We start from the raw sequence: 22,145 nt of genomic DNA, 5'->3' as shown, positions 1-22,145 counted from the left end.
TTTGTGTTTAAAAATCGAGCGGGGTGATTAAAACCTCATCTACATTTACCCCTTTACTTAAGTTCAAAATGGTAAATAATGTTTCTGCAATATCTTCAGGCTGTACAAATTTTTCATCTGGAATTGTCGTGCCTTCCCAGGATGAAGTTTTGGTAGCGCCTGGCAAAAATGCTGTTACTTTAACATCGTGAGGTGCCAACTCTTGCCGCAATACATGATTAAGACTCAACATCGCTGCTTTTGTTACACTATAACTTCCGGCATTTTTTGCAGGCACCTTACTTGCCACCGAACAAATGTTGAATATGTGGCCCTGCTTGGCTGAGCGCATTTTTTTTCCAAAAAATTTGCTCAGATAATAAGTGGCATTTGTATTTAAATGTTGTTGTTTCTCAAAGGTTTCGTCATCCTCGTCAAGCATACTGCCGGGAAAAAAGCCGCCTACATTGTTGATTAAAACATCTACCTGATCGAGATTAATTGTAGTCGAATTTAAAAAAGCATATACTTCTTCTTTAACTGAAAAATCTGCCGCGTGGATAAAAACAACATTCCCATAAGGGGTTAACTCTTCCCGAAGTTTATCGAGGTCGCTCAAGCTCCTCGCTACTAAAATTAAATCGTACCTGTTTTTGGCAAGTTTAGCCGCAATAGCTTTACCAATTCCCTTAGTTGCACCGGTTATTACCGCTTTCATTATTTATGGTTTAATTTTTGTTAACAAAAAACCATAATTATATTCAAAACCACGAATATTTTTGTAATTAGCAAAGCGCTCCAACTTTTTTATCGTTTCTTTGTAGTAGTATAGAATGATCATTTAAATTAAGCAAATATATACGGAATGAATTTTACCAATTTCGGCAGATACATCCTGCTACTTAAGTCTGTATTCAGAAGGCCGGAAAAAATGAAAATTTACTTGAAAGAAATCGCCAAACAGATGGACTATGTTGGCGTGGGTTCTTTAGGTTTAATTGCTATTATTTCTACTTTTATCGGCGCAGTAATGACTTTACAAATTGCTTTCCAGCTGGTTAGTGATTTTATTCCAAAAACCATTATCGGCTCTGTGAACCGTGATTCGAGCATACTGGAATTGAGTCCAACTATTAGCGCGATTGTACTGGCAGGAAAAATCGGTTCGGCCATTTCATCTGAAATCGGTTCTATGCGGGTTACCGAACAGATTGACGCATTGGAAATTATGGGTATTAATGCGCCAGGATATTTAATTCTTCCTAAAATCATTTCGGGCATTACCATGGTACCCATGTTGGTTATTATTTCGATGTTCTTAAGCATTACCGGTGGTTATATCGGCGGTTCGGTTTCCGGCGCAGTAACGCCAGCAGAATATATTCAAGGTATTACCACCGATTTTAACCCTTATACCATTACCGTTGCTCTGGTAAAAGCATTTGTATTCGGATTTATCATCACGTCCGTTCCGGCATACGAAGGATTTTATGTTCGCGGTGGTGCACTTGAAGTTTCTCAGGCCAGTACAAGGGCTGTTGTAATTAGCTGTATTTCTATTTTAGCTTGCGATTATATCGTGACCCAATTGTTATTATAATGATCGAAATTAAAGATATTTATAAGTCATTCTCTGGAAACGATGTATTAAAAGGCATTTCCGGAAAGTTTGAAGAGGGTGTAACCAACTTAATTATTGGCGGTTCTGGATCGGGAAAAACAACCTTGCTAAAATGTATGGTAGGTTTGCACCAGCCAGATTCTGGATCAGTATTGTACGATGGCCGCGACTTTACACCTATGACCTATGAACAGCGTATCGAGGTACGTAAAGAAATTGGCATGTTATTTCAAGGCTCCGCCCTGTTTGATAGCATGACGGTTGAAGAGAACATCATGTTTCCTTTAAACATGTTTACTGATCAAAGCAGAAAGGAAAAGCTTGAAAGAGTTGATTTTTGTTTAGAAAGGGTAAACCTGGCTGGCAAAAACAAATTATTTCCGGCAGAATTATCTGGTGGTATGAAAAAACGTGTGGGTATTGCACGTGCCATTTCTATGAACCCAAAATACCTGTTCTGTGACGAGCCCAACTCGGGCCTGGATCCGAAAACTTCCATCGTAATTGATGAACTGATCAAGGAACTCACTGAAGAATATAAAACCACCACCATTGTAGTAACCCACGACATGAACTCCGTAATGGGGATAGGCGATTATATTCTGTTTCTGCATGAAGGAAAGAAATTCTGGGAAGGCAGCAATAAGGAAATTGCCCATACCGACATTCAGGAACTGAACGATTTCGTATTTGCCAGCCGCTTCATGAAAGCCGCAAAAGACAAGTTTTAAGAAAAATCGTATATTTGTATATGACTACGGCAACTAAAAATATCATTCACAAATTGGAAACCTTACCAGAAAACATGGTAAACGAGGTAGAAGATTTTATTGATTTTTTAAAAGCCAAACATTCGAAGAGCTTCCCTAAATCGGCAAATGAACAGGCAAATGTTGTTGAAGAGCCGAAAAGCTTGTATGGTGCTGCAAAAGGTACAATTCTTTATATCTCTGATGATTTTAATGAGCCATTAGATGAACTAAAGGATTATATGTAATGCGTTTTTTATTAGACACCCACATTTTTTTATTTTTTGTCAATGGAGATTATTCTATCTCAAAAAAGGTAATTGATATCATCAACAATCATGATTCAGAAAAATATATAAGTGTAGTAAGCATCTGGGAAATTACGATCAAACTTAATATTGGGAAGTTGAAATTAAAAGATGATATAAATTCTATCTATCAGTTGCTTGAAAAGCATGGTGTAAAAATACTGCAACCATCTAAGAGCGATTTTATCACCTACTTTACATTACCTTTAATACATAAAGACCCATTTGATAGATTAATTATTTCGCAAGCACTTACAAATGATTTAACCTTGATAACTGACGATCAATATATTGTCAATTATCCAAATTTAAAGTTATTTAATTAAATGATACAATTACTCGCCCCCACCCACTGGAAAGATTATGAACTGATAGATTGCGGGGATTTTGAAAAATTAGAACGTTTTGGAAACGTAATCCTGATCCGTCCTGAACCTCAGGCGGTATGGAAAAAAACATTATCAGAACAGGATTGGAAAAAAACTGCCAATATTACTTTTAAAGGCCGCTCGGCAACTTCCGGCGAATGGGTTAAAAAAAACCAATCCATCCCAGATCGTTGGCACGTAGAATATAAAAATAATGAAGTTGCCATTAAACTCCGCTTAGGTTTAACCTCATTTAAACATGTAGGTGTATTTCCGGAGCAAGCCGTAAACTGGGATTTTATTTCCTCATCAATTAAAAAGTTTAAAACACCACAGCCTAAAGTTTTAAATCTTTTCGCCTATACTGGTGCGGCATCGCTAATTGCAAATGCAGCAGGTGCAGAAACTACCCACGTAGATTCGATTAAACAGGTAGTTACCTGGGCAAATGAAAACCAGGAACTTTCGGGATTGAAAGATACGCGCTGGATGGTTGAGGATGCGCTAAAATATGTAAAGAAAGAACTAAAAAGGGGCAAGAAATACAATGGCATTATCTTAGATCCACCAGCTTATGGCCACGGCCCCAATGGAGAGAAATGGAAACTGGAAGATCATATCCAGGAAATGATGCAGGATGTTGTACAGTTACTAGATGAAAAAGAACACTTTCTTATCTTAAATACTTACTCGCTGGGGTTCTCTTCCGTAATTGTTGAAAATTTAATCCGTACTTCTTTTCCCGCGGTTAATAACCTCGAAACGGGAGAACTTTACTTACAGGCTACTTCCGGCATTAAGTTGCCATTAGGTGTTTTTGGCAAATTCTGTAATGTGTAAATGTTGATTACTTTATTTTAAACTACCAGATTTCCGCCCTACTTTCATCGGTCCGGAAAAGACTAAATTTTAATTATCTAATATATCTATGAAATTCCCTCAATTAGCAGGCACCGTAATACTTGGTTTTGCCGCAATAAGCTTATTTGCCAACTGCAATTCAGACAGTAAAGGCGGAAGCAGCATTGGTAAAATCTTCTCCACCGATACCACCAAAAAGAAGACAGACTCAACCGCCAATGTTATGAAACCGGTTGATCCAAAACTTTACGATTCATTGGTAAAAAAACTGGCAAACGGAGATACTACAGGCAAATGGCCGGTAAAAAAACAACCTTACCCTTTGGCTGGGGCAATTTTACCTTTTAAACGTATCGTTGTTTATTATGGAAACCTGCATTCAAAAAAAATGGGTGCACTTGGCGAATATGCACCTAAAGAAATGTGGCAACGCCTGAATGCTGAAGTTAAACACTGGGAAAAAGCTGATCCATCTACGCCTGTACAACCAGGGTTACATTATATTGCTGCTGTAGCTAGCGGAACACCAGGAAAAGATGGAAAATACATCAACAGGATGGGCAACAAACAGATTGATTCTGTTTTGAAAATTGCTAAAATGCAACCTAATACCATCGTGTTTTTAGATCTTCAGGTCGCTTTAAGTACCATAAAAGCAGAATTGCCACACATCGAAAAATATCTTGAACTGCCTTATGTACATTTAGGTATCGACCCGGAATTTTCAATGAAAGATGGTTCATTGCCTGGCAAGAAGATTGGCACATATGATGCGGCAGACGTAAATTATGTGACACAATACCTGGCCGATATTGTTAAAAAGCATAATCTGCCTCCAAAAGTATTTGTATTACACCGTTTTACAAAAAAGATGGTAACCAATTCAGCTAATATCAAACTGCGTCCTGAAGTACAGGTCGTTGTGCATATGGATGGGTGGGGCGAACCTGATTTAAAAATTGGCACCTACCGCCACTTTATACAAAGCGAGCCGGTACAGTTTACTGGTTTTAAGCTATTTTATAAAAATGATCTGAAGAAAGAGCCAAAGCGGTTAATGACTCCAGAAGAGCTGTTAAAGCTTACGCCAAAACCTATATATATTCAATATCAATAACCTCGAAGCCTGTAATTCCAATTACAGGCTTTTTTATATTTATAACTGGTTGCCATACTTAAACCATTCATAAGCAACAGCAACACTGACAACCTGCAGGAATAAACGAGTTTAAATCTTGCTAATTGGTCAAAAAACGTATTTTTTTTTGAAATAATCCAAAAACTGGAATAGATTTTATACCAACTTAGAATATGCAAATAGCGACATTTGGCGGAGGCTGTTTTTGGTGCACCGAAGCCGTTTTTCAGACTTTAAATGGGGTAAGCCAGGTGACTTCGGGCTATATGGGAGGAGAGTTAAAGCATCCAACTTATATGGAAATATGTAATGGTGATACGGGACATGCGGAGGTCGTTCAAATTACATTTGACGAAAATGTGATCACCTTCAACGAGCTTTTATTAGCATTCTTTAAAACACATAATCCAACAACCTTAAACAGGCAGGGGAATGACGTTGGTACACAGTACCGATCGGTAGTGTTTTATGAAAATGAAGATCAGAAAAAACAGACGGAGAAAATGATCGCGGATTTAACAGAACAATATATTTTCGATAGGCCTATTGCTACAGAAGTGGCTCCCGTAGCTGAATTTTATGAAGCAGAAGATTATCATCAAAACTATTATGGCAATAACCAGTCAAAACCATATTGCGCTTTTGTAATACAACCTAAACTGAACAAGTTTATTGTAGATTTTAAAGATCAGATCAAACCAGGGCTCTTGTAATAATTAGCTTTCAAAGGTAAGTAAGGCATGCTGGCTGGCCGTATAAAGATCCCTCCAAACCCTATTGATTTCCGATTCTTTCTTTGCTGCCTCTAACCCACAGTATGGAAACAACGTGGCTGCTAATTTCCAACAGGCATGGGCCAATTTACGGCTGTTTAAGCTTACCTCGTTTAACTTGTCATCTCCAATTTTACCTTTATTCATTAATTCATCCCATGATTCATCAAAAGAAAGGTAAAATTGCGTACGTAGGCTTAACAATTCAGCTTTGCAGTCGTTAAGCACACTGTTAAAAAACAAAATCTGCGATTCGCTGTATCTCCCAAGTCCAGAACGGGCATAAAAAGATTGTTCAACCAATCTGACAAAATGATTGGTCATTCCTAAACTATTTACGGCTAGTGTGGTTTCTGCGAGTTGCAAAAAGGGGTAATCAAACCCGCAATCGGTCACTTCAATTTGTTGATTAATTTTAAAGGTCCGATTTTCGTTCACGCTTAAATTACAAACTTCAAATGCATGGCTTCCTGTGGCTATTAAACCAAAGTACGACCAGCCTGGTAAAATATTCACTTCTTCCCTTTTGAGGATAAATGACTTTACTTCCGGCAATCCGTTTTCATCCAAAATATCATCACCGCTTTCATTTTTGAGGGTACAATTGGCGGTAAATATAGTGGCATGTGATGCACCGCTGGCATAACTCCATTTACCATTAAGCAGATAACCTTCCTGAGTTTTAACCGCTACTCCACCAACAGCTCCACTTCCTGCAAAACAAACTTCACGCTCAGCAAAGATCTCTGCAGCCAGTTCGGGATTTAAAAATCCGGCAAACCAGCCCGCACCTGCACAAAGGGTAACGGTCCAGCCTAAACTTCCATCGGCTTCCGCTAATTCTTCTTCCAACCTTAAAATTTCCGGAAGTTTCTTCCCTGGCCCACCATAAACCTCGGGTACAAAAAGCTTAAACCAATTTTCCTGATAAGCAAGCTGCAGAATCTCGGGATGTAGCTTGCCCATTTCTTCAGAAATTGCAGCATAAGGTTTAACTCTTTCCTGCCATGTAGCGTTTAATGTTTTGTTCATGAGTGATTAATGCGAAAGATGATTAGGCGATGCTGAGTTTATTTTTGTTAATGATCTTTTTCCATTCAAAAAAACCAAATATGGCTACTATGAACAAAAATGTTGTTAAACAGGCCATGAGCGGAAGTTTTTTATGAAATAGCAATGGAATGGCCACAATATTGGATATGTTCAGGAATATCCAGTTTTCGATTTTGCGCTTAGCTAACAACCACATGCCTGCCCATGCCGTTGACGACACAAAAGCATCAAACAAAGGCACATCTGAGTCGGTATAATGCCTCAAGACCAGGAAAAGCAGTACGAAGCCGATTAGTGAAATTGAAACTGCAATGATTAATTCATTATTGCCCGAACAAGATACCTGACTCTCACCATCCAGCTTTCTCTTTTTCCAGATAATCCAGCCATAAATGCTCATTACCAGATAATAAATACTCAAAAGCGTTTCCGCGTACAATTTTACGTTCAATAATAAAAACATGGATAGCAGAATCGAAATTATTCCGGTAGGATAAAGCCAGATACTATTCTTCTTCGCTAATAAAACTTCAGCTACGCCAAAACCTACGGCCAGCCATTCAATTAATGAAGTATTTAAAATCTGCTCCTGAAAAAGTTTAAACCAGTCTTGAAAACTCATTTACAATATTTGTTAAAATGATTGAAAACTGCTTTCAGGGCGAAACAGCAAGGTAAATGCTAACCTCTTTCCTACGTCGGTATTATCCGCATCAGGTTTATTAAAGGTAGAAGGTTTATGGTTTAAGGTTTAAGGTTAATACCCCCTATACCTTAAGCCTTTTGCCTTAAACCTCTAAATGGGTATAATCTCAGCAAGTTGGACGCAATAGAAACTGCAATACCAAAAAGCACCCCTTTGAGCGAGGCAAATATAGGTTTAAAAATGAAATGTTTTGATCGAAATGAGAAGAGTTGTCAACTTTCCTGCCAACAGGCTACTAAAGTTGACAACTCAAGAATCTATTTAGAATAACCCCAGCTGTCCTTTATCGTCTATATCAACATCATCTGGGTTGGTGATTTCGAAATCTATCTTTTTAACAGGTTTTTCATCTGCCTTGGGTTCATCCCCGGCTTTACCACTTTCCTTTTTAACTGTTCCAGGTTCTGATTTCGGTTTTTCTACTGCAGCAGATGTAGCTTTTACTTCTGGTTCATCAGCCTTAACTGCTGGTGCTTCCGTACGTTCAAACTTTGGTTTTGGCTGTGCTGCAGCAGGTTCATCGGGTACGGTCGGTACAGTTTCGTTACCGGTTCCCGCTTCTTCATTTTCATTGGCAATTTCCGCATCAGGTATTGATTCCTCATCCCCGATTTCTTCAACAGTCGTTTTTGCTTGTTCTTCAACAACTATTTCGGGTTCTTCTAACGCTACTTTCTGAACATCATGCGGAGATAACCTGTTACCGTTCGCTTTCAGTCCTTTAACATCAATCAGTTCCGACAGGGTTAAATCCAATGTTTCGGGAATCTGGGTTTTACCTTTTAAAACATCGACAATAACTCTCGCAGCCGGATTGGAAGTCAGGTACAGCAATTTCGATTTCTGCTCTTCACTGATAAAAATAGTTTTCTTGCCATTAGCCTGCAGTTCAAACATGAAACGTTTGATAAAATAGTTTTGTGCTTTACCTTCAAAATGCACTGCTGCAAAAATCTGTTCAGGATCAAACTTCTGGATCAGGATCAAGCCATCATCAAAGTGATTGCTCAGTTCGAAAGAACTCAACTCATAATATCCATCTTTATGTACCTGTAAAATACGGTCATCCCCATCAAACTCGCCCAGATATTTTCCGCGTCCATCAACGTTCAGGCGCTTCAATAGATCATCGTACCAGATTTTCAGACCTGATAAGGTAGAAACACCCTTACTTTTCAGAACGATTTTCTTAACCGGGTACTTAGATACAATATTACCCTGCGAACCACGTCCTTTAATGGCCACTTCGGCAAAATCGAGATCGAACTGCAGCTTACGCAGTTTAGAATGCGGCTTTAGTGCTACATTGATCACTTCAGCTTCTCCATTCGGATTAGCGGTGAAATACAAAACCTTTGAGCCTTTCGATCCCTTGGTTAAATCATATTCTTTATCCCGTGTTACGCCTACCACTGCAAACCTTTTAATATAAGAAGTACCGCTCGCCCCATCCTTATAAACCATGTTATAAATGGTACGCTCGTCGTTTTTCTTAAAAACCTGCACATGGATAATCCCTTTACCCACGAAAGTTTTATCAGCTACTTTGGTAATGATGCATTTCCCATCTTCACGGAAAACGATTATCTCATCAATATCCGAACAATCGGCAACAAATTCATCCTTGCGCAAGCCCGAACCTACAAAACCATCAGCCCGGTTTACATATAATTTTACGTTGGCTAAGGCAACTTTTGATGCTTCTACCCGATCAAACAAACGGATTTCGGTTTTACGTTCCCTACCTTTACCATACTTATCCTTCAGTTTCTGATACCAGGCAATGGCATAATCGGTAAGGTGTTTTAAATGATTTTTAACAACTTTAATCTCATCTTCCAGATTTTTCATCTGCTCGTCAGCTTTTTTCACATCAAAACGGGTAATGCTACTCATCGGCTTATCAATCAGCTTCTTAAAATCCTCAGGCAATATTTCGCGGTAAAGCGATGGTTTAAACGGTTCGAATAAAGCATGTAATACCTGAACCACGGTTTCAAAATTGGCAGAATTTTCATATTCAGGATTCTTATACATGCCCTCCTGAATAAATATCTTAAGTAAAGAACTAAAGAAAATTTTCTCCTGTAATTCGTGCAGGCGGATTTCGAGTTCTTTTTTAAGTAAACCCTTGGTGTGTTTGGTATTTTCAATCAGGATATCGTTCACACTTAAGAAGTGTGGCTTATCATCCTGGATGATACAGGTATTTGGCGAGATGGAAACTTCACAGGCCGTAAAAGCATACAGCGCATCAATAGTTACATCAGGCGAAATACCCGGTGCCAGGTGCACTACAATTTCTACATTGGCAGCGGTATTATCCTCAATCTTTTTGATTTTGATCTTACCTTTATCATTGGCTGATAAAATGCTGTCAATCACAGATCCAGTTGTGGTACTGAAGGGTACTTCAGTGATGACCAGGGTTTTCTTGTCCTTTTCGGTTATTTTTGCACGCACACGGATTTTGCCGCCGCGCTGCCCTTCATTATAGTTCGAAAAATCAGCCATTCCCCCCGTAAAGAAATCGGGCAGGATATTTGGGCGCACGCCGCGTAATGCTTCCATCGATGCATCCAGCAATTCGATGAAATTATGCGGCATTACTTTGGTGGCCAACCCTACCGCAATACCTTCTGCACCTTGTGCAAGCAATAAAGGAAATTTAACCGGTAGCGTAATCGGTTCATTATTACGCCCATCGTAACTCAATTGCCATTCGGTAGTATCAGGATTGAATACCACTTCGTTGGCAAATTTTGATAAACGCGCCTCAATATAACGTGGTGCTGCAGCGCTATCACCCGTAACCGGATCACCCCAGTTACCCTGCATATCAATCAGTAAATCTTTTTGCCCAATCTGCACCATTGCATCTCCTATTGAAGCATCGCCATGCGGATGATACTTCATGGTGTTCCCGATTACGTTAGCTGCTTTATTGAAACGGCCATCGTCCATCTCTTTCAGAGAGTGCATAATGCGGCGTTGAACAGGCTTTAAACCATCATTAATATGCGGAACTGCCCTATCAAGAATTACATAAGACGCATAATCGAGAAACCAGTTTTCGTATAAACCGTTGATTGGGGTTATGGTATGTTTGTGCTCTTCGTTTACGTTTTGATCTAATTCTTCACTCATTTATTTACAGAAATTGGCAGCTGTAAATATAATAAAAATGATGGCACAGCGTGAAGAGAGGTTATTCACATTTTGCAAAGTGCACCCATCCTATCGGCTGGTGGCTTACTTGCCGAAATTTAAATTTGCTTGTGTTGATTTGGAAAGCAGGGTTCTGTAGTTTTTTTTAAACGTTACTCCCGGCTTTCCGATTCGATCTTTTTTTTGCGCGCAAGCCATACTCAGCCTACAAAAAAGGATCTCCTCTGCAATCCGGTTTAGATGGATAGTTTCGTGCTGCTATTTAGGGTGGCAAAGAGCAGAAAACAAATCGCGCATTGGAAACTGGCAATAAAGAACAATTGCAAACATACCATCAAACTTATATTTCCTTAAATGCCTTACATGTTGAAGGAACTAAAAAAGATCCTCCACTGCGTTCAGGATGACAGATCATTCCTCTCCCAACAGCACACCCGAAACGTTCCAGGCACTAGAGCTACCGCCTTCAGGTTTGCCCATCGGGATGGTTACTTTTATGGTATGCGTACCCGCCTTTAAATCGCCCAGACTGATCCAGTTTGGATTGGTAACCGTACCCGGACACCAATTAGAACGGCTTAAATCTGACGAAGAAAGTCCGCTTTCAAAATTGCCCGAAGCCGGGTTGGATAAACGGTATGATCCGCAATCCTGCCGCCATGGGGTAAAAGCAAAAGCTTCTTTTCCATCTAACCAGATCGTATTTTTCCGGGGTACAAACTCATCGCCATTGCCCCAGCCACCATGTCCGGTGGTAATGTAACGCAATTTTGCATCTTTTAAATCCTTTGTTAAAGTAAAAGAAACCTCCAATCCCTTATCGCTGCTAAACATGGTCGCATACTCCTGCCCCGCCATTTCCATTACATTGGTGGAATTGAATAAAGGTAAAATCACTTCTTTCGCCACTTTCGGTCTTCCGCCGTTGTGTAGCGTAATATTCAGGGAAACCTGATGTCCGCCTTTATCATAATTTCCAATGAAAACAGCTACCCAGGCTTCTTTTCCGTTCATCAACGGAAATAACTCCGAAACATCCTGACGGTAATAAACTTGCTCCGCCCAGTTTTTATCTTTCAATTTTAAGGTATTGTATTTACCCACGCCAAAAGGCGTAAAAAAGCGCATCAGTTCAATTACCGGATCATAATCTGCCGTAGCCACTACGCCCTGGTATTTCTTCCCGTTTCCGTTATCATAAACAGGCAGTTCTTTAACCGAATTCTTAAGCGCATCCATCAAACTGATCTTCTTGTCAGTCGGGATAATAAATACTGAACCTGTCCTGTCGTAAGCATCACCGTTTGATTTTTCTGTTAAATCAACAAATACAGTTGGGTTGACCAACGCCGGGAATTTAACTTTTCGGGCGATTACCGTTCCGCCGGCAAAGCGAAAAACAGAATCGTTTGATTGTGGTTTATCAACAAAATTAATGGTTTCGTTACTAAAAACATTTAAAGTGATAAATCTGCTTTTCCAAAGCAAATCTTTATAAGTTAACCCATCGGTTAGTTTAACTGATATCTTTTCTAAGTCAATTGGCTTTACCTTCTTAACTTCTTCAATTTTTGTAGCGGTTATATAACTGTTTCCATTACGCACCTGCTCTAAAACCAGTCCCAGACCTTGCCCCAAACTTGTTGGCGCAGCTTTTATACCGGCATCGGCAGTATACCATAAATCGATACGGTTAGAATTTACCACCGTTGTTGCCCTTTTGCAGGTGTAGCCTAAAATTACTTTTGTCTCCGTACCCAATTCAAAAGCCTGCTTAGCAACTGCAGCGCTATCAGCAGTAGCAATCTGATTATCGACACCTAAATCGGCCACCTGATACAAAACCTGATCGGGCTTGTTTACAATGCTCTGTTCGTAAGGATATTTCGCCTTATGATTGAGAATGGCTGCATTGGTAATTAAGTTCTGCTTTGCAGAAGCAATAACCACTCCAGGATTCCGATCTTCTTTTGGCTTCCCATCAGCTGAACGGAAATAAGTAATTTGATAAACGGCATTACCCTTAAGTATGCCCTGCGCATGCAGATTAAAAGAAATAAAAGCAGAAAAAATGAGGGTGTAGAGGTATTTCATTGTGACCAAAAAACCAAATATAGAGAATAGTTTAATAAGCGTTAATAAGCGAGACAACAACCAATAGCCTACGGCAGAAATCGTCATCACCAAAGCAAGGCGGAGTGTACAGATTTAACAAGACAGATTTAGCTTCGCTGAGCCTTCGGGTTCTCGACTGCGTTGCACTCCGCTCGAAAGGACGACGATCCAAAGAAGAAATACTTCCGCGACTAACGCTCCAACCGATCCTCAACAAAGGCAAACGGTATCAAACTCTTTACACTGGGCACTTTTAAAACTTCTCCATTTAAACAATAAAAAATTACCTCAATCGGTGCATTTTGTTTCCGCTCAAATTCTACCATTACCTGTAAGCAACCTCCACAAGAAGTTACTGGCTTTAAAATCTCAAAATTATCGGTCTGCGCCGTAATCGCCATGCTTTCTATTACCGCATCCGGATAGGTAGAACCAATACTAAAAAGCGCAACGCGCTCTGCACAAAGTCCTGAGGGATAGGCTAAATTTTCCTGGTTACTGCCTAAAATGATTTCGCCAGAGGCCAGGCGGATGGCAGTACCTACCCTAAATTTAGAATACGGAGAATAAGAGGTACGTAAAGCCTTTTCTGCGCATTCGCAAAGGGTTTTATCGGCCAATGTCAGTTCAGAAATATCAGCATACTGTTCAAAAGTTATATTAAGATTTATAGCATTCATTTTAATTGATTTGGAACCGCCAATGTTAAATTTTTACAGCGGGCGAACAATTTAGGTTATTTTTTGTATTATTTAGTAAACCTGCCCTAAAATTAATTTTAATGGCACGCTTTAGGCATTTATCTAAATACCAAACACACTTAGCTTTGAATAAATACGTACGCAAAAGTCTTAAAATTTTATTGTGGGTAATTGCTTCCATCATCTTTCTGGTGATTGGTGTGGCCCTTTCGCTAAATATTCCAGCTGTTCAGAATTTTGTTAAAGGAAAAGCGATAAACTATCTTAAAAATAAAACCAAAACCGAAGTGAGTCTGGAGAGCATCAAAATTGCTTTACCAAAAGATGTGGTTTTAAACAAGTTTTACATCCAAGACCTTAAGGGTGATACCTTATTATATACAGAGAAACTTTCAGTTGATATCAGTTTATTCAAATTGTTGAAAAACACGGTCGAAATCAATAACATTGAACTTAAAAATGTACGTGCCAATGTAAAGCGCATTGCTCCAGATACCACCTTTAACTTTTCTTTCCTGGTTGATGCTTTTGCAAGCGATCAGAAAAAACCGGAGGAGCAGGTGAAAAAAGACAGCACTTCTACCCTAAAATTCTCTGTTGATAAGGTCTCTTTCGAAGATATCGGCATTAACTACCGGGATGATGTTGCCGGTAATGATGTAAAGTTGTATTTAGGCGCATTCAAAACCAAAATCAAAGATTTCGACCTGGCCAATCAGCATTATATCATTAAAGAATTAAGCCTGGTAAATACTTCGTTCCGTTATCTGCAACAAAAACCACTTGTTAAATTGGTACAGCACATTACCAACAGCGTTGATAGCGCTGAAAAAACACAGGGTAAGCTGCCATTGATAGAAGTACAGAATTTCGTTTTCAATCATGTAAAGGTCAACTATGACGACCAGGTTTCGACAACGAAAGCAGTTGCCGATGTAAACGACCTTGGCCTGGTAAACCTGAAAGTAGATTTAACCAATAGTAAATATGCTGTAGATAATGCGCATTTAAACAAATCGAATATTCTTTTCGCATTTAAGCCGGCCCCAAGCAACGATTTAAAGAAAGTTAAAGATACCGTTGTTCCTGAAAAATCATCATTGGGATTGATGATCAAAAACATTAGTTTAGCCGATAACGATGTACAGTTCGACAACCTGGGTGCAAAACCCGCGACTAAAGGCATGGACTTTAACCACCTAAAAATAACCCAGTTGAACTTAGGCGCAAGCGATGTAAGCTATAATGCAGCAGGCATAAAAGCCAATGTTAAAAATGGTTCTTTAAAGGAAAAAAGCGGTTTTATCCTGGACGAACTGCGAGGCGATGCAGTGTATAATGATAAACAGATCAAGCTGAGCAATTTCATCCTGAAAACTCCAAATACCAGCATAGAAAATGCTACCGAGTTAAATTTTAGTTCAATGGAGGATTTGACCAAACACCCGGAACGCGTAAAATTGAATATAGCCCTAAAAAACACCACCATTGGGTTAAAGGATGCCGGATATTTTAGTAATGCTGTACCGGCAAATTATCGCAACGAAAAAATAAAAATCAATGCTGATGTTAACGGCTACCTGAACGACCTGAATATCCCTAAACTACAGATCAGCGGTTTAAAAAACACACAGATAGACATTAGTGGAAAAGCGAAAGGTTTACCTGATGTTAACAAAACCTTTCTCGATTTAAACATCAAAAAACTTCATGTAACTAAAGGTGATATCCTGGTAGCTGTACCTAAAAAATCGTTACCCCCTTCAATTGAACTGCCTAACGTAATTGATGCAAAAGGTAATTTTAAAGGTTCGATGACTGATTTTAATACCAACCTGAACATTAATACCGATATGGGTGGTGCTGTAGTTGTTGCGAGCATGAATGGCCCTAAAGGGAAAGAGCGTTATAAAGCGGATGTGAGCTTAAATAACTTTAATGTAGGCCGGCTTTTAAAAATGCAGCCTAAACTGGGCCGCGTTTCCGTTAAGGCCAATGTGGCTGGAACAGGCCTTGATCCTAAAAAAATCAATGCGAAGTTTAATGCCAAAGTGTTAAATGCTTATTACAATAAATACACTTACCGAAATTTAACACTTGCCGGAGATTACAGCAATCAGCGTATCAACATTAAAAGCAACATGCCCGACAGTAATGCCAACTTTAATTTAGACGCGAAAGTAAACCTTGCAGGTAAATATCCTGCGGTAAAAGCAGATCTGAATCTAAAACAGGTAAATCTTCAGGCTTTAAACTTTAGTCCAACGGTTTTAAGTGCTGCCGGAGTGGTTAAAGTAAATCTGGCTACTGCGGATGCGGATTACCTGAACGGATCGGTTGATGTTACCGGATTACAGCTCGTAAAAGATAAACAAAGAATTAATGTTGATACAATTTCGATCCGTGCAAAATCTACCGCAACCGAAAACGAGCTCACACTTAAATCGGAAGTACTTTCAGCAAAAATCGACGGAAAATACCAGCTTACAAAAGTGGGCAGTGCAGTCATTAACGAAATCAATAAATATTATGCTTTTGGTACGGTTACAAAGGTGCCCGATCAACGTTTAAGATTTTTTGTCCAGGTGTATGATTCTAAGTTATTAAAGAACTTTGTGCCTGAGTTAACGGTATTCAAATCGTCACAGTTTTACGGACTGATTGATACTCAAAAAGACAGCCTGCAGATTAAAGGCAACTTTCCACAGGTTGTTTACGGCGATTTTAAAGTAGATACTACGGTGTTAAACATCAATAATGACAACAATAAATTAGACTATAGCTTAACTGTTAAAAGCCTTCAAAGTCCATCTGTTGCGCTTTTCAATACCGAAGTGAGTGGCAATGCTGCAAATAACAATTTAGGTGTTAACATTTTCTTGCGAGACAGGCAGAAAAAGGACAAGTATGTAATTGGGGGTAATTTCCAATCGATCAATAAAGATTTTAAATTCTCTTTAGATCCGCAGAAACTTTTGCTCGATTATCAGAAATGGGTAGTTTCGCAGGATAACTATATCCAATTTGGCGCTTCGGGCATATTGGTTAACCAATTTCAGATCAGCAATAGTGGTCAGTCATTATCTATTAACAGCAATCCCACACAACCCAATGCACCTTTAAATGTAACATTTAAAGATTTCCAATTGGAAACCTTAACTAAATTTGCTGAAACCGATACGACTTTGGTTGGTGGCCGTTTAAATGGTACTGCAAACGTTAAAGATTTGGCCGGTACACCAAAATTTGAAGCAAACCTCACCATCGATCAGTTGCGCTATCAAAAAGATCAGTTGGGAACCTTACGCTTAGCGGTAAACAACAATACCGAAAATGCCTTCGAGGTAAATGTTGCCTTAACCGGGGTACATGAATTAAGGGTAAACGGATTTTATTATACTGCGCCTAAAAGTGCTTTGAATCTTACCGTGAATATTGATAAGATCGAAATGAAAAATATTGAGAGCCTATCTGCAGGCCAGCTTAAAAATGGAACGGGCACGCTATCAGGGGAACTGAGTGTTAAAGGTGAATTAACTGCTCCAAAAATATTGGGCGATTTAACTTTCAATAATGCAGGGATCAGGGTGGCATACGTAAACTCCTATTTCCGCATGCCCAACGAGAAAATTTCCTTCACAAATGAAGGGATCAGTTTTAACAATTTTACGCTGATCGATTCCTTAAATCAGAAGGCGACCATCAATGGAAAAGTTTATACCAGCAATTTCAAAAATTACCGTTTTGGTTTAGACATCAAGATGAACAATTTCAGAGCAATCAACTCGACCGCAGCTGATAATGACCTGATTTATGGAACGGTATTTTTAACCAGCGACATTAAAGTGCGAGGCGATTTGAACCAGCCTGACGTAAACATGAACGTTAGGGTGAACAAAGGCACAAAATTCTTTTTTGCCCTGCCATCAAGCGATCCTTCTGTTATTGACCAGGAGGGAATTGTGCAGTTTATTGATGCTGACGCGCCACCATTTAATGGCCAGAAAGCTTTGAAAGTTGATACCGTTAGTAAAGCTGCCATGAAAGGGATTAACCTGGTTGCTGCCATCACCATTGATCCTGAGGCAGAACTGAATGTGGTGGTAGATCCGTCAAATGGCGATGCCCTGAATATCAAAGGCGAGGCAGACCTCAATGCAACAATGGACCCAAGTGGAAAAATCAGTTTAACAGGCCGTTATGAAGTTATAGATGGTTCGTACAATTTATCAGTTGGTCCGCTAGGCAAAAAAGCGTTCAAACTGGTAAAAGGAAGTACCATTGTATGGACGGGTGAACCTACTTCAGCCAATGTGAACTTAACGGCATTATACGAAGTGAATGCGGCCCCTATCGATCTGATCAATGAGCCGGATAACATCCAGGCCAAAACCAAATTGCCTTTCCAGGTTTATTTGATGATGAAAGGAGAGCTATTGAAACCAATCATTTCTTTCAAACTTGATTTGCCGGAAAACGAGCGTGGTGCGTTAAATGGAACAGTATACACCAAACTGATCAACGTAAACCGCGATGAAAGCGAATTGAACAAACAGGTTTTTGCACTATTGGCATTGAACAGGTTTATCGCCAATAATCCTTTCGAGAGTTTAGCCGGTGGCGGCGGTGGTGTTTCTACCCTGGCCAGATCAAGCGTGAGTAAATTATTAACAGAACAGTTAAACAACCTTGCTTCTGATTTAATTCAGGGTGTAGAACTGAACTTTGGCGTAAATTCATCAGAAGATTATTCTACCGGATCACTTCAACAGAAAACAGACCTGGAAGTTGGCTTATCAAAAAAACTATTAAATGATAGGCTTACGGTTACCGTAGGAAGTTCTTTTGCCCTGGAAGGACCGCAGGCACCGGGCGAAAAATCGACCGATATCGGCGGAAACGTAAACGTTGAATACGCTTTATCAGCCGATGGACGATACAGATTAAGGGCTTACCGACGCAACCAAAACGATGTAATTGTACAGGGGCAGATTATCGAAACCGGTTTGGGTTTCACCCTCGTAGTAGATTACAATAAATTCAGAGAGATTTTCCAGAAAAAACGCAACAGAAGAAACATTGAACAAAAACCTAAAAATGAGACAACTAATTAGACCAATTTTATTAGTACTGGCCTGCTTAGTTTGGGCTGCATGCAGCTCTACCAAATCGTTAAAGCCGGGACAACATTTATACACTGGTGCTGAAGTAAAGATTAATCCAGATTCTTCAGGTAAAATTGATGATGAGAAACAGGTAAAGCGCGATTTAGAAAGTAAGACAAGACCCCGCCCCAATAGTTCTATTTTAGGCATAAAGTTTAAACTTGGGATTTATAACCTCGCCGGAGAACCAAAAAAGCCTAAAGGTTTTAGAAACTGGTTACGGAGACAGGGAGAAGCCCCGGTCCTTCTTAACGAAGTTAAACTAAAATACAATAACGATGTGCTTACCAGCTATTTAATTAGCGAGGGTTATCTACAGGCATCGGTTACCGGAGATACGTTAGTAAAAGGTAAAAAAGGGAAAGCCGTTTATACTGCAGAAACGGGTAACCGATATAAAATAAACAAAGTTACTTTCCCTCCTGATACCGGGGTTTTAACCAAAATTATTAATCAGAACAAAAATAAAACCTTAATAAAGGCAGGCGACTATTACGATTTAGACAATTATAAAAACGAGCGTATCAGGATTGATAATGACCTTAAAGAGCAGGGCTATTTCTATTTTGGGCCCGATTATCTGATTATGCAGGTTGATAGCACGATAGGTAAAAACCTGGTAAACGTGAACATTAAGGTAAAAGATATTGCCCCTGATGCCGCATTGAAACCGTATACCATCAGGGATATTAATATTTATCCGAGTTATAGCCTACGTAGAGATACCATCTTAAGAAAGTTAAAGCCACTGGAATATCACGATTTCAGTATTTATGATGACCGGAATACTTTTAAGCCAAGGCTGTTCGACCGTCTGGTGTTTTTCCAAAAAGGTGAACCTTATAACCGTAAAGATCATAACCAATCGTTAAACAGAATGGTTAACATCGGGGCTTTCAGGGATGTCAGGGCAGAATTTTTACCGGTTGACAGCTTCAGAAACAATCAGTTAGACCTGAATATTTACCTTACACCATTAAAGAAAAACTCATTGAGTTTTTCGGTTACGGGTACCAGTAAATCGAACAATTTTGTTGGTTCGGAAGTAAAGGTTACCCAAACTACCCGAAATTTGTTCAGGGGTGCCGAACAATTGGATGTGAGTGTTAGTGGTGGTTTCGAAACACAGGTTAGGGGTACTTCGCTGGGCCGGAACTCCTTATCATTTACAGCAGAGGGAAAACTAACCTTCCCAAGGTTTATTGTGCCATTTTATAAGCCGAATAGCACAAACGCTTTTATACCGAAAACCATTACTTCGCTTTCTTACCAGATGCTTAACCGTGGGTCTGAATATACCTTACATGCATTTAAAGGTGAATTTGGCTATAATTTTAAGGAGAACCAGTATAAAGAGCATAACTTAAACCCCATCTCGATTAGTTATATTTCCACAGGTTTTCCTAATGATAAAAAAAGAGACAGTTTATTTGACGCAAACCCTCTATTAAGAAGTACGCTTGAAAACCAATTCATTATTGGAAGTAATTATAACTTTACCTACACCAACCAAATGGAAACCAACCGCCGCAATAATGTTTATTTCTTCGGGGGTTTAGAAACGGGGGGTAATGTTTGGGGTTTATTTACGCCAACTAATGAGAAGGGACAAAAAACTTTATTTAACACTCCACTAACGCAATTCATAAGGGCTGAAGCCGATTTTAGGGATTATTATAAAATTAACCGCAACCTGATCTGGGCAAACCGTTTAAACCTGGGTTATGGTTACGCCTATGGTAATAGCAGTTCATTACCATTTGTGAGGCAATTTTTCGCCGGGGGTAGCAACGATATCAGGGCCTTTCCGGCACGTACTTTAGGGCCGGGTACTTACAAAGTGCCGGATAATGCGATTTTTGCTGATCAGGGTGGCGATATTAAATTGATGCTTAATTCTGAACTCCGGTTTAAACTGGTAAGTGTGCTTTATGGCGCATTGTTTGTGGATGCTGGAAATATCTGGCTCAGAAAAGAAGATCTGGGAGAACCCGGAAAACCGGAAACAGCCAGATTAGGATCAGGTTTTAAGCTAAAAAATACTCTAAATGAGTTAGCTGTGGGCACTGGCGCAGGTTTACGTGTAGATGCAACCATTTTTGTTATTCGTTTAGATGTAGCCTTTCCTGTGCGAAAACCTTATCTGCCAGAAGGACAAAGGTGGGTATTTGATGATATTGCCTTTGGGAATAAAGATTGGCGCAGACAGAATTTAATTTTTAATATAGGCATAGGATATCCGTTTTAATTTTCAGATGAAAGTAATCACCAAGATCAAAAATTTCTTTATTGCACTTTATCATCTTTTTGTTGCTGCCGGAAAAGGTTTTGTAGAAGATCGGGTAACTAAATTGAGTGCCTCGCTCGCTTACTACACTATTTTTTCACTTACGCCTCTGATTATTATCCTCCTCTCGGCAGCCACGTTGTTTTTTGGCGACGAAAGAAACCAAAAGACAAGGGTACAGTTTTATGGACAGGTGACCGAAATGGTGGGCAGAGATGCAGCTAAACAAATTCAGGGTTTTGTTGAACATGCCAATAAATCTGGTCAGTCTACCATTGGTTTAATTATTGGTATAGGAACGTTGATTATCGGATCAACGGCTATTTTCATTGAAATACAAGATAGCATCAACATGATCTGGAAAGTAAAGGCTGTACCTAAAAAAGGCTGGCTTAAAATGCTTTCCAACCGGTTATTGTCTTTCTCTTTAATTGTATCCATGGGCTTTTTATTGCTGGTTTCGCTGGTGGTCAATAGTATTGTGGTAGGTTTAGGCTCCAAACTGGCCAGTCTGCTTTCTCAAAGCGAAATAGATGAGGTTATTCCGGTTGCAAATGACACCATGGCCCTGCTGATTTATATTTTAAACAACGTTATTACCCTTGCCGCAGTTACAGCCGTTTTTGCGGTTATTTTCAAAGTATTGCCGGATGTAATTATCCGTTGGAAATCGGCAATCATTGGTGCTTTATTTACGGCTATCCTGTTCAGTTTGGGTAAATACCTGATCGGTATCTATATTGAAAAAGGGAATCCGGGTTCTGCTTTTGGAGCAGCCAGCTCCATCATTGTGATCTTATTGTGGATTTATTATACCTCGATCATACTCTATTTTGGCGCCGAATTTACCCAAGCTTATGCAGAAAAATATGACAGGGGTATTTCTCCAAGTAAATATGCCGTATTTACGAAAATCACCATCGTAGAAAAAAAGGTAGATGTATTGCCCCCTCAGCATCCGGAAAATACAGTAAATGCGCCAGAAGAGTAACGCATTCGTCATCCTGAGGGAATAATTTATTGCATAAAAATCAATAGCAATGACAGATAATTTAGCAAATTTAAAGGCCAAGAGTCATCGTCATTGCTGAGAAGGCTTTTTCAGCCGACGAAGCAATCTTACGACGATCGCTACTAGCGTGCGCATTAAGAT

Annotated in this window: 16 protein-coding genes; 10 read left to right on the top strand and 6 right to left on the bottom strand. The window is 39.5% G+C overall.

The annotated features are described in order from the left end of the window. Positions 1-7: 7 nt before the first annotated feature. Positions 8-697: an SDR family NAD(P)-dependent oxidoreductase gene (locus ACFE6N_RS19890; protein ID WP_378939355.1), complete on the bottom strand. Its 690-nt coding sequence runs from the start codon at positions 695-697 to the stop codon at positions 8-10. Between the two features lie 147 nt (positions 698-844). On the opposite strand from ACFE6N_RS19890, the gene ACFE6N_RS19885 reads away from it, so the two are divergent. The 7 genes from ACFE6N_RS19885 to msrA all read left to right on the top strand — a co-directional run bounded on the left by ACFE6N_RS19885 (position 845) and on the right by msrA (position 5,737). Beyond that, complete coding sequence (locus ACFE6N_RS19885) at positions 845-1,579, top strand: ABC transporter permease (protein WP_090981566.1); 735 nt, start codon at positions 845-847, stop codon at positions 1,577-1,579. Then, a complete protein-coding gene (locus tag ACFE6N_RS19880; RefSeq protein WP_090981564.1) occupies positions 1,579-2,331 on the top strand; it encodes an ABC transporter ATP-binding protein in 753 nt (250 codons plus the stop codon). The genes ACFE6N_RS19885 and ACFE6N_RS19880 overlap by 1 nt, the downstream gene beginning before the upstream one ends. A 20-nt stretch (positions 2,332-2,351) precedes the next feature. After that, positions 2,352-2,597, top strand: coding sequence for a DUF2281 domain-containing protein (locus ACFE6N_RS19875; RefSeq protein ID WP_293744588.1), 246 nt, complete (start codon positions 2,352-2,354; stop codon positions 2,595-2,597). After that, positions 2,597-2,983: a type II toxin-antitoxin system VapC family toxin gene (locus tag ACFE6N_RS19870; protein ID WP_378939352.1), complete on the top strand. Its 387-nt coding sequence runs from the start codon at positions 2,597-2,599 to the stop codon at positions 2,981-2,983. Before ACFE6N_RS19875 ends, ACFE6N_RS19870 begins: the two co-directional genes overlap by 1 nt. Then, complete coding sequence (locus ACFE6N_RS19865) at positions 2,984-3,865, top strand: class I SAM-dependent methyltransferase (protein ID WP_378939350.1); 882 nt, start codon at positions 2,984-2,986, stop codon at positions 3,863-3,865. A gap of 88 nt (positions 3,866-3,953) precedes the next feature. Then, on the top strand, positions 3,954-5,003 hold the full coding sequence (locus tag ACFE6N_RS19860) for a hypothetical protein (protein ID WP_090981556.1): 1,050 nt from the start codon (positions 3,954-3,956) through the stop codon (positions 5,001-5,003). A 194-nt stretch (positions 5,004-5,197) separates the two neighbouring features. Then, positions 5,198-5,737 carry a peptide-methionine (S)-S-oxide reductase MsrA gene (msrA, locus tag ACFE6N_RS19855; RefSeq protein WP_378939348.1) on the top strand — a complete coding sequence of 180 codons (540 nt, stop codon included), beginning with the start codon at positions 5,198-5,200 and terminating at the stop codon, positions 5,735-5,737. A 3-nt stretch (positions 5,738-5,740) separates the two neighbouring features. Here the strand turns inward: msrA and ACFE6N_RS19850 are convergent, their stop codons facing one another. The 5 genes from ACFE6N_RS19850 to ACFE6N_RS19830 form a co-directional block, all read right to left on the bottom strand. After that, a complete protein-coding gene (locus ACFE6N_RS19850) occupies positions 5,741-6,829 on the bottom strand; it encodes an acyl-CoA dehydrogenase family protein (protein ID WP_378939346.1) in 1,089 nt (362 codons plus the stop codon). Positions 6,830-6,851: 22 nt separating this feature from the next. Continuing rightward, complete coding sequence (pnuC, locus tag ACFE6N_RS19845; protein ID WP_378939344.1) at positions 6,852-7,472, bottom strand: nicotinamide riboside transporter PnuC; 621 nt, start codon at positions 7,470-7,472, stop codon at positions 6,852-6,854. Between the two features lie 345 nt (positions 7,473-7,817). Further along, complete coding sequence (locus ACFE6N_RS19840) at positions 7,818-10,703, bottom strand: DNA gyrase/topoisomerase IV subunit A (protein WP_378939342.1); 2,886 nt, start codon at positions 10,701-10,703, stop codon at positions 7,818-7,820. Between the two features lie 432 nt (positions 10,704-11,135). Further along, positions 11,136-12,818, bottom strand: coding sequence for a PNGase F N-terminal domain-containing protein (locus ACFE6N_RS19835; RefSeq protein ID WP_378939340.1), 1,683 nt, complete (start codon positions 12,816-12,818; stop codon positions 11,136-11,138). A gap of 212 nt (positions 12,819-13,030) precedes the next feature. Next, complete coding sequence (locus tag ACFE6N_RS19830; protein WP_090981543.1) at positions 13,031-13,519, bottom strand: cytidine deaminase; 489 nt, start codon at positions 13,517-13,519, stop codon at positions 13,031-13,033. Between the two features lie 101 nt (positions 13,520-13,620). On the opposite strand from ACFE6N_RS19830, the gene ACFE6N_RS19825 reads away from it, so the two are divergent. The 3 genes from ACFE6N_RS19825 to ACFE6N_RS19815 are packed head-to-tail and all read left to right on the top strand — an operon-like array spanning position 13,621 to position 21,983. Continuing rightward, positions 13,621-18,654 carry a translocation/assembly module TamB domain-containing protein gene (locus tag ACFE6N_RS19825; RefSeq protein ID WP_378939337.1) on the top strand — a complete coding sequence of 1,678 codons (5,034 nt, stop codon included), beginning with the start codon at positions 13,621-13,623 and terminating at the stop codon, positions 18,652-18,654. Then, on the top strand, positions 18,638-20,953 hold the full coding sequence (locus tag ACFE6N_RS19820) for a BamA/TamA family outer membrane protein (protein ID WP_378939335.1): 2,316 nt from the start codon (positions 18,638-18,640) through the stop codon (positions 20,951-20,953). Before ACFE6N_RS19825 ends, ACFE6N_RS19820 begins: the two co-directional genes overlap by 17 nt. Positions 20,954-20,960: 7 nt before the next feature. Further along, positions 20,961-21,983 (top strand): YihY/virulence factor BrkB family protein, encoded by a 1,023-nt coding sequence (locus ACFE6N_RS19815; protein WP_378939333.1) that lies wholly within the window; start codon positions 20,961-20,963, stop codon positions 21,981-21,983. Positions 21,984-22,145 lie beyond the last annotated feature (162 nt).

Origin of the sequence: Pedobacter sp. BG31 (assembly GCF_042464845.1) — a bacterium.
Lineage (GTDB): Bacteria > Bacteroidota > Bacteroidia > Sphingobacteriales > Sphingobacteriaceae > Pedobacter > Pedobacter suwonensis.
This window is presented reverse-complemented; position numbering and strand designations above follow the sequence as displayed.

Bases quoted from the DNA above. Each gene is read 5' to 3' on its own strand.
- ACFE6N_RS19890 (WP_378939355.1), bottom strand. From the start codon at position 697: ATGAAAGCGGTAATAACCGGTGCAACTAAGGGAATTGGTAAAGCTATT.
- ACFE6N_RS19885 (WP_090981566.1), top strand. From the start codon at position 845: ATGAATTTTACCAATTTCGGCAGATACATCCTGCTACTTAAGTCTGTA.
- ACFE6N_RS19880 (WP_090981564.1), top strand. From the start codon at position 1,579: ATGATCGAAATTAAAGATATTTATAAGTCATTCTCTGGAAACGATGTA.
- ACFE6N_RS19875 (WP_293744588.1), top strand. From the start codon at position 2,352: ATGACTACGGCAACTAAAAATATCATTCACAAATTGGAAACCTTACCA.
- ACFE6N_RS19870 (WP_378939352.1), top strand. From the start codon at position 2,597: ATGCGTTTTTTATTAGACACCCACATTTTTTTATTTTTTGTCAATGGA.
- ACFE6N_RS19865 (WP_378939350.1), top strand. From the start codon at position 2,984: ATGATACAATTACTCGCCCCCACCCACTGGAAAGATTATGAACTGATA.
- ACFE6N_RS19860 (WP_090981556.1), top strand. From the start codon at position 3,954: ATGAAATTCCCTCAATTAGCAGGCACCGTAATACTTGGTTTTGCCGCA.
- msrA (WP_378939348.1), top strand. From the start codon at position 5,198: ATGCAAATAGCGACATTTGGCGGAGGCTGTTTTTGGTGCACCGAAGCC.
- ACFE6N_RS19850 (WP_378939346.1), bottom strand. From the start codon at position 6,829: ATGAACAAAACATTAAACGCTACATGGCAGGAAAGAGTTAAACCTTAT.
- pnuC (WP_378939344.1), bottom strand. From the start codon at position 7,472: ATGAGTTTTCAAGACTGGTTTAAACTTTTTCAGGAGCAGATTTTAAAT.
- ACFE6N_RS19840 (WP_378939342.1), bottom strand. From the start codon at position 10,703: ATGAGTGAAGAATTAGATCAAAACGTAAACGAAGAGCACAAACATACC.
- ACFE6N_RS19835 (WP_378939340.1), bottom strand. From the start codon at position 12,818: ATGAAATACCTCTACACCCTCATTTTTTCTGCTTTTATTTCTTTTAAT.
- ACFE6N_RS19830 (WP_090981543.1), bottom strand. From the start codon at position 13,519: ATGAATGCTATAAATCTTAATATAACTTTTGAACAGTATGCTGATATT.
- ACFE6N_RS19825 (WP_378939337.1), top strand. From the start codon at position 13,621: ATGGCACGCTTTAGGCATTTATCTAAATACCAAACACACTTAGCTTTG.
- ACFE6N_RS19820 (WP_378939335.1), top strand. From the start codon at position 18,638: ATGAGACAACTAATTAGACCAATTTTATTAGTACTGGCCTGCTTAGTT.
- ACFE6N_RS19815 (WP_378939333.1), top strand. From the start codon at position 20,961: ATGAAAGTAATCACCAAGATCAAAAATTTCTTTATTGCACTTTATCAT.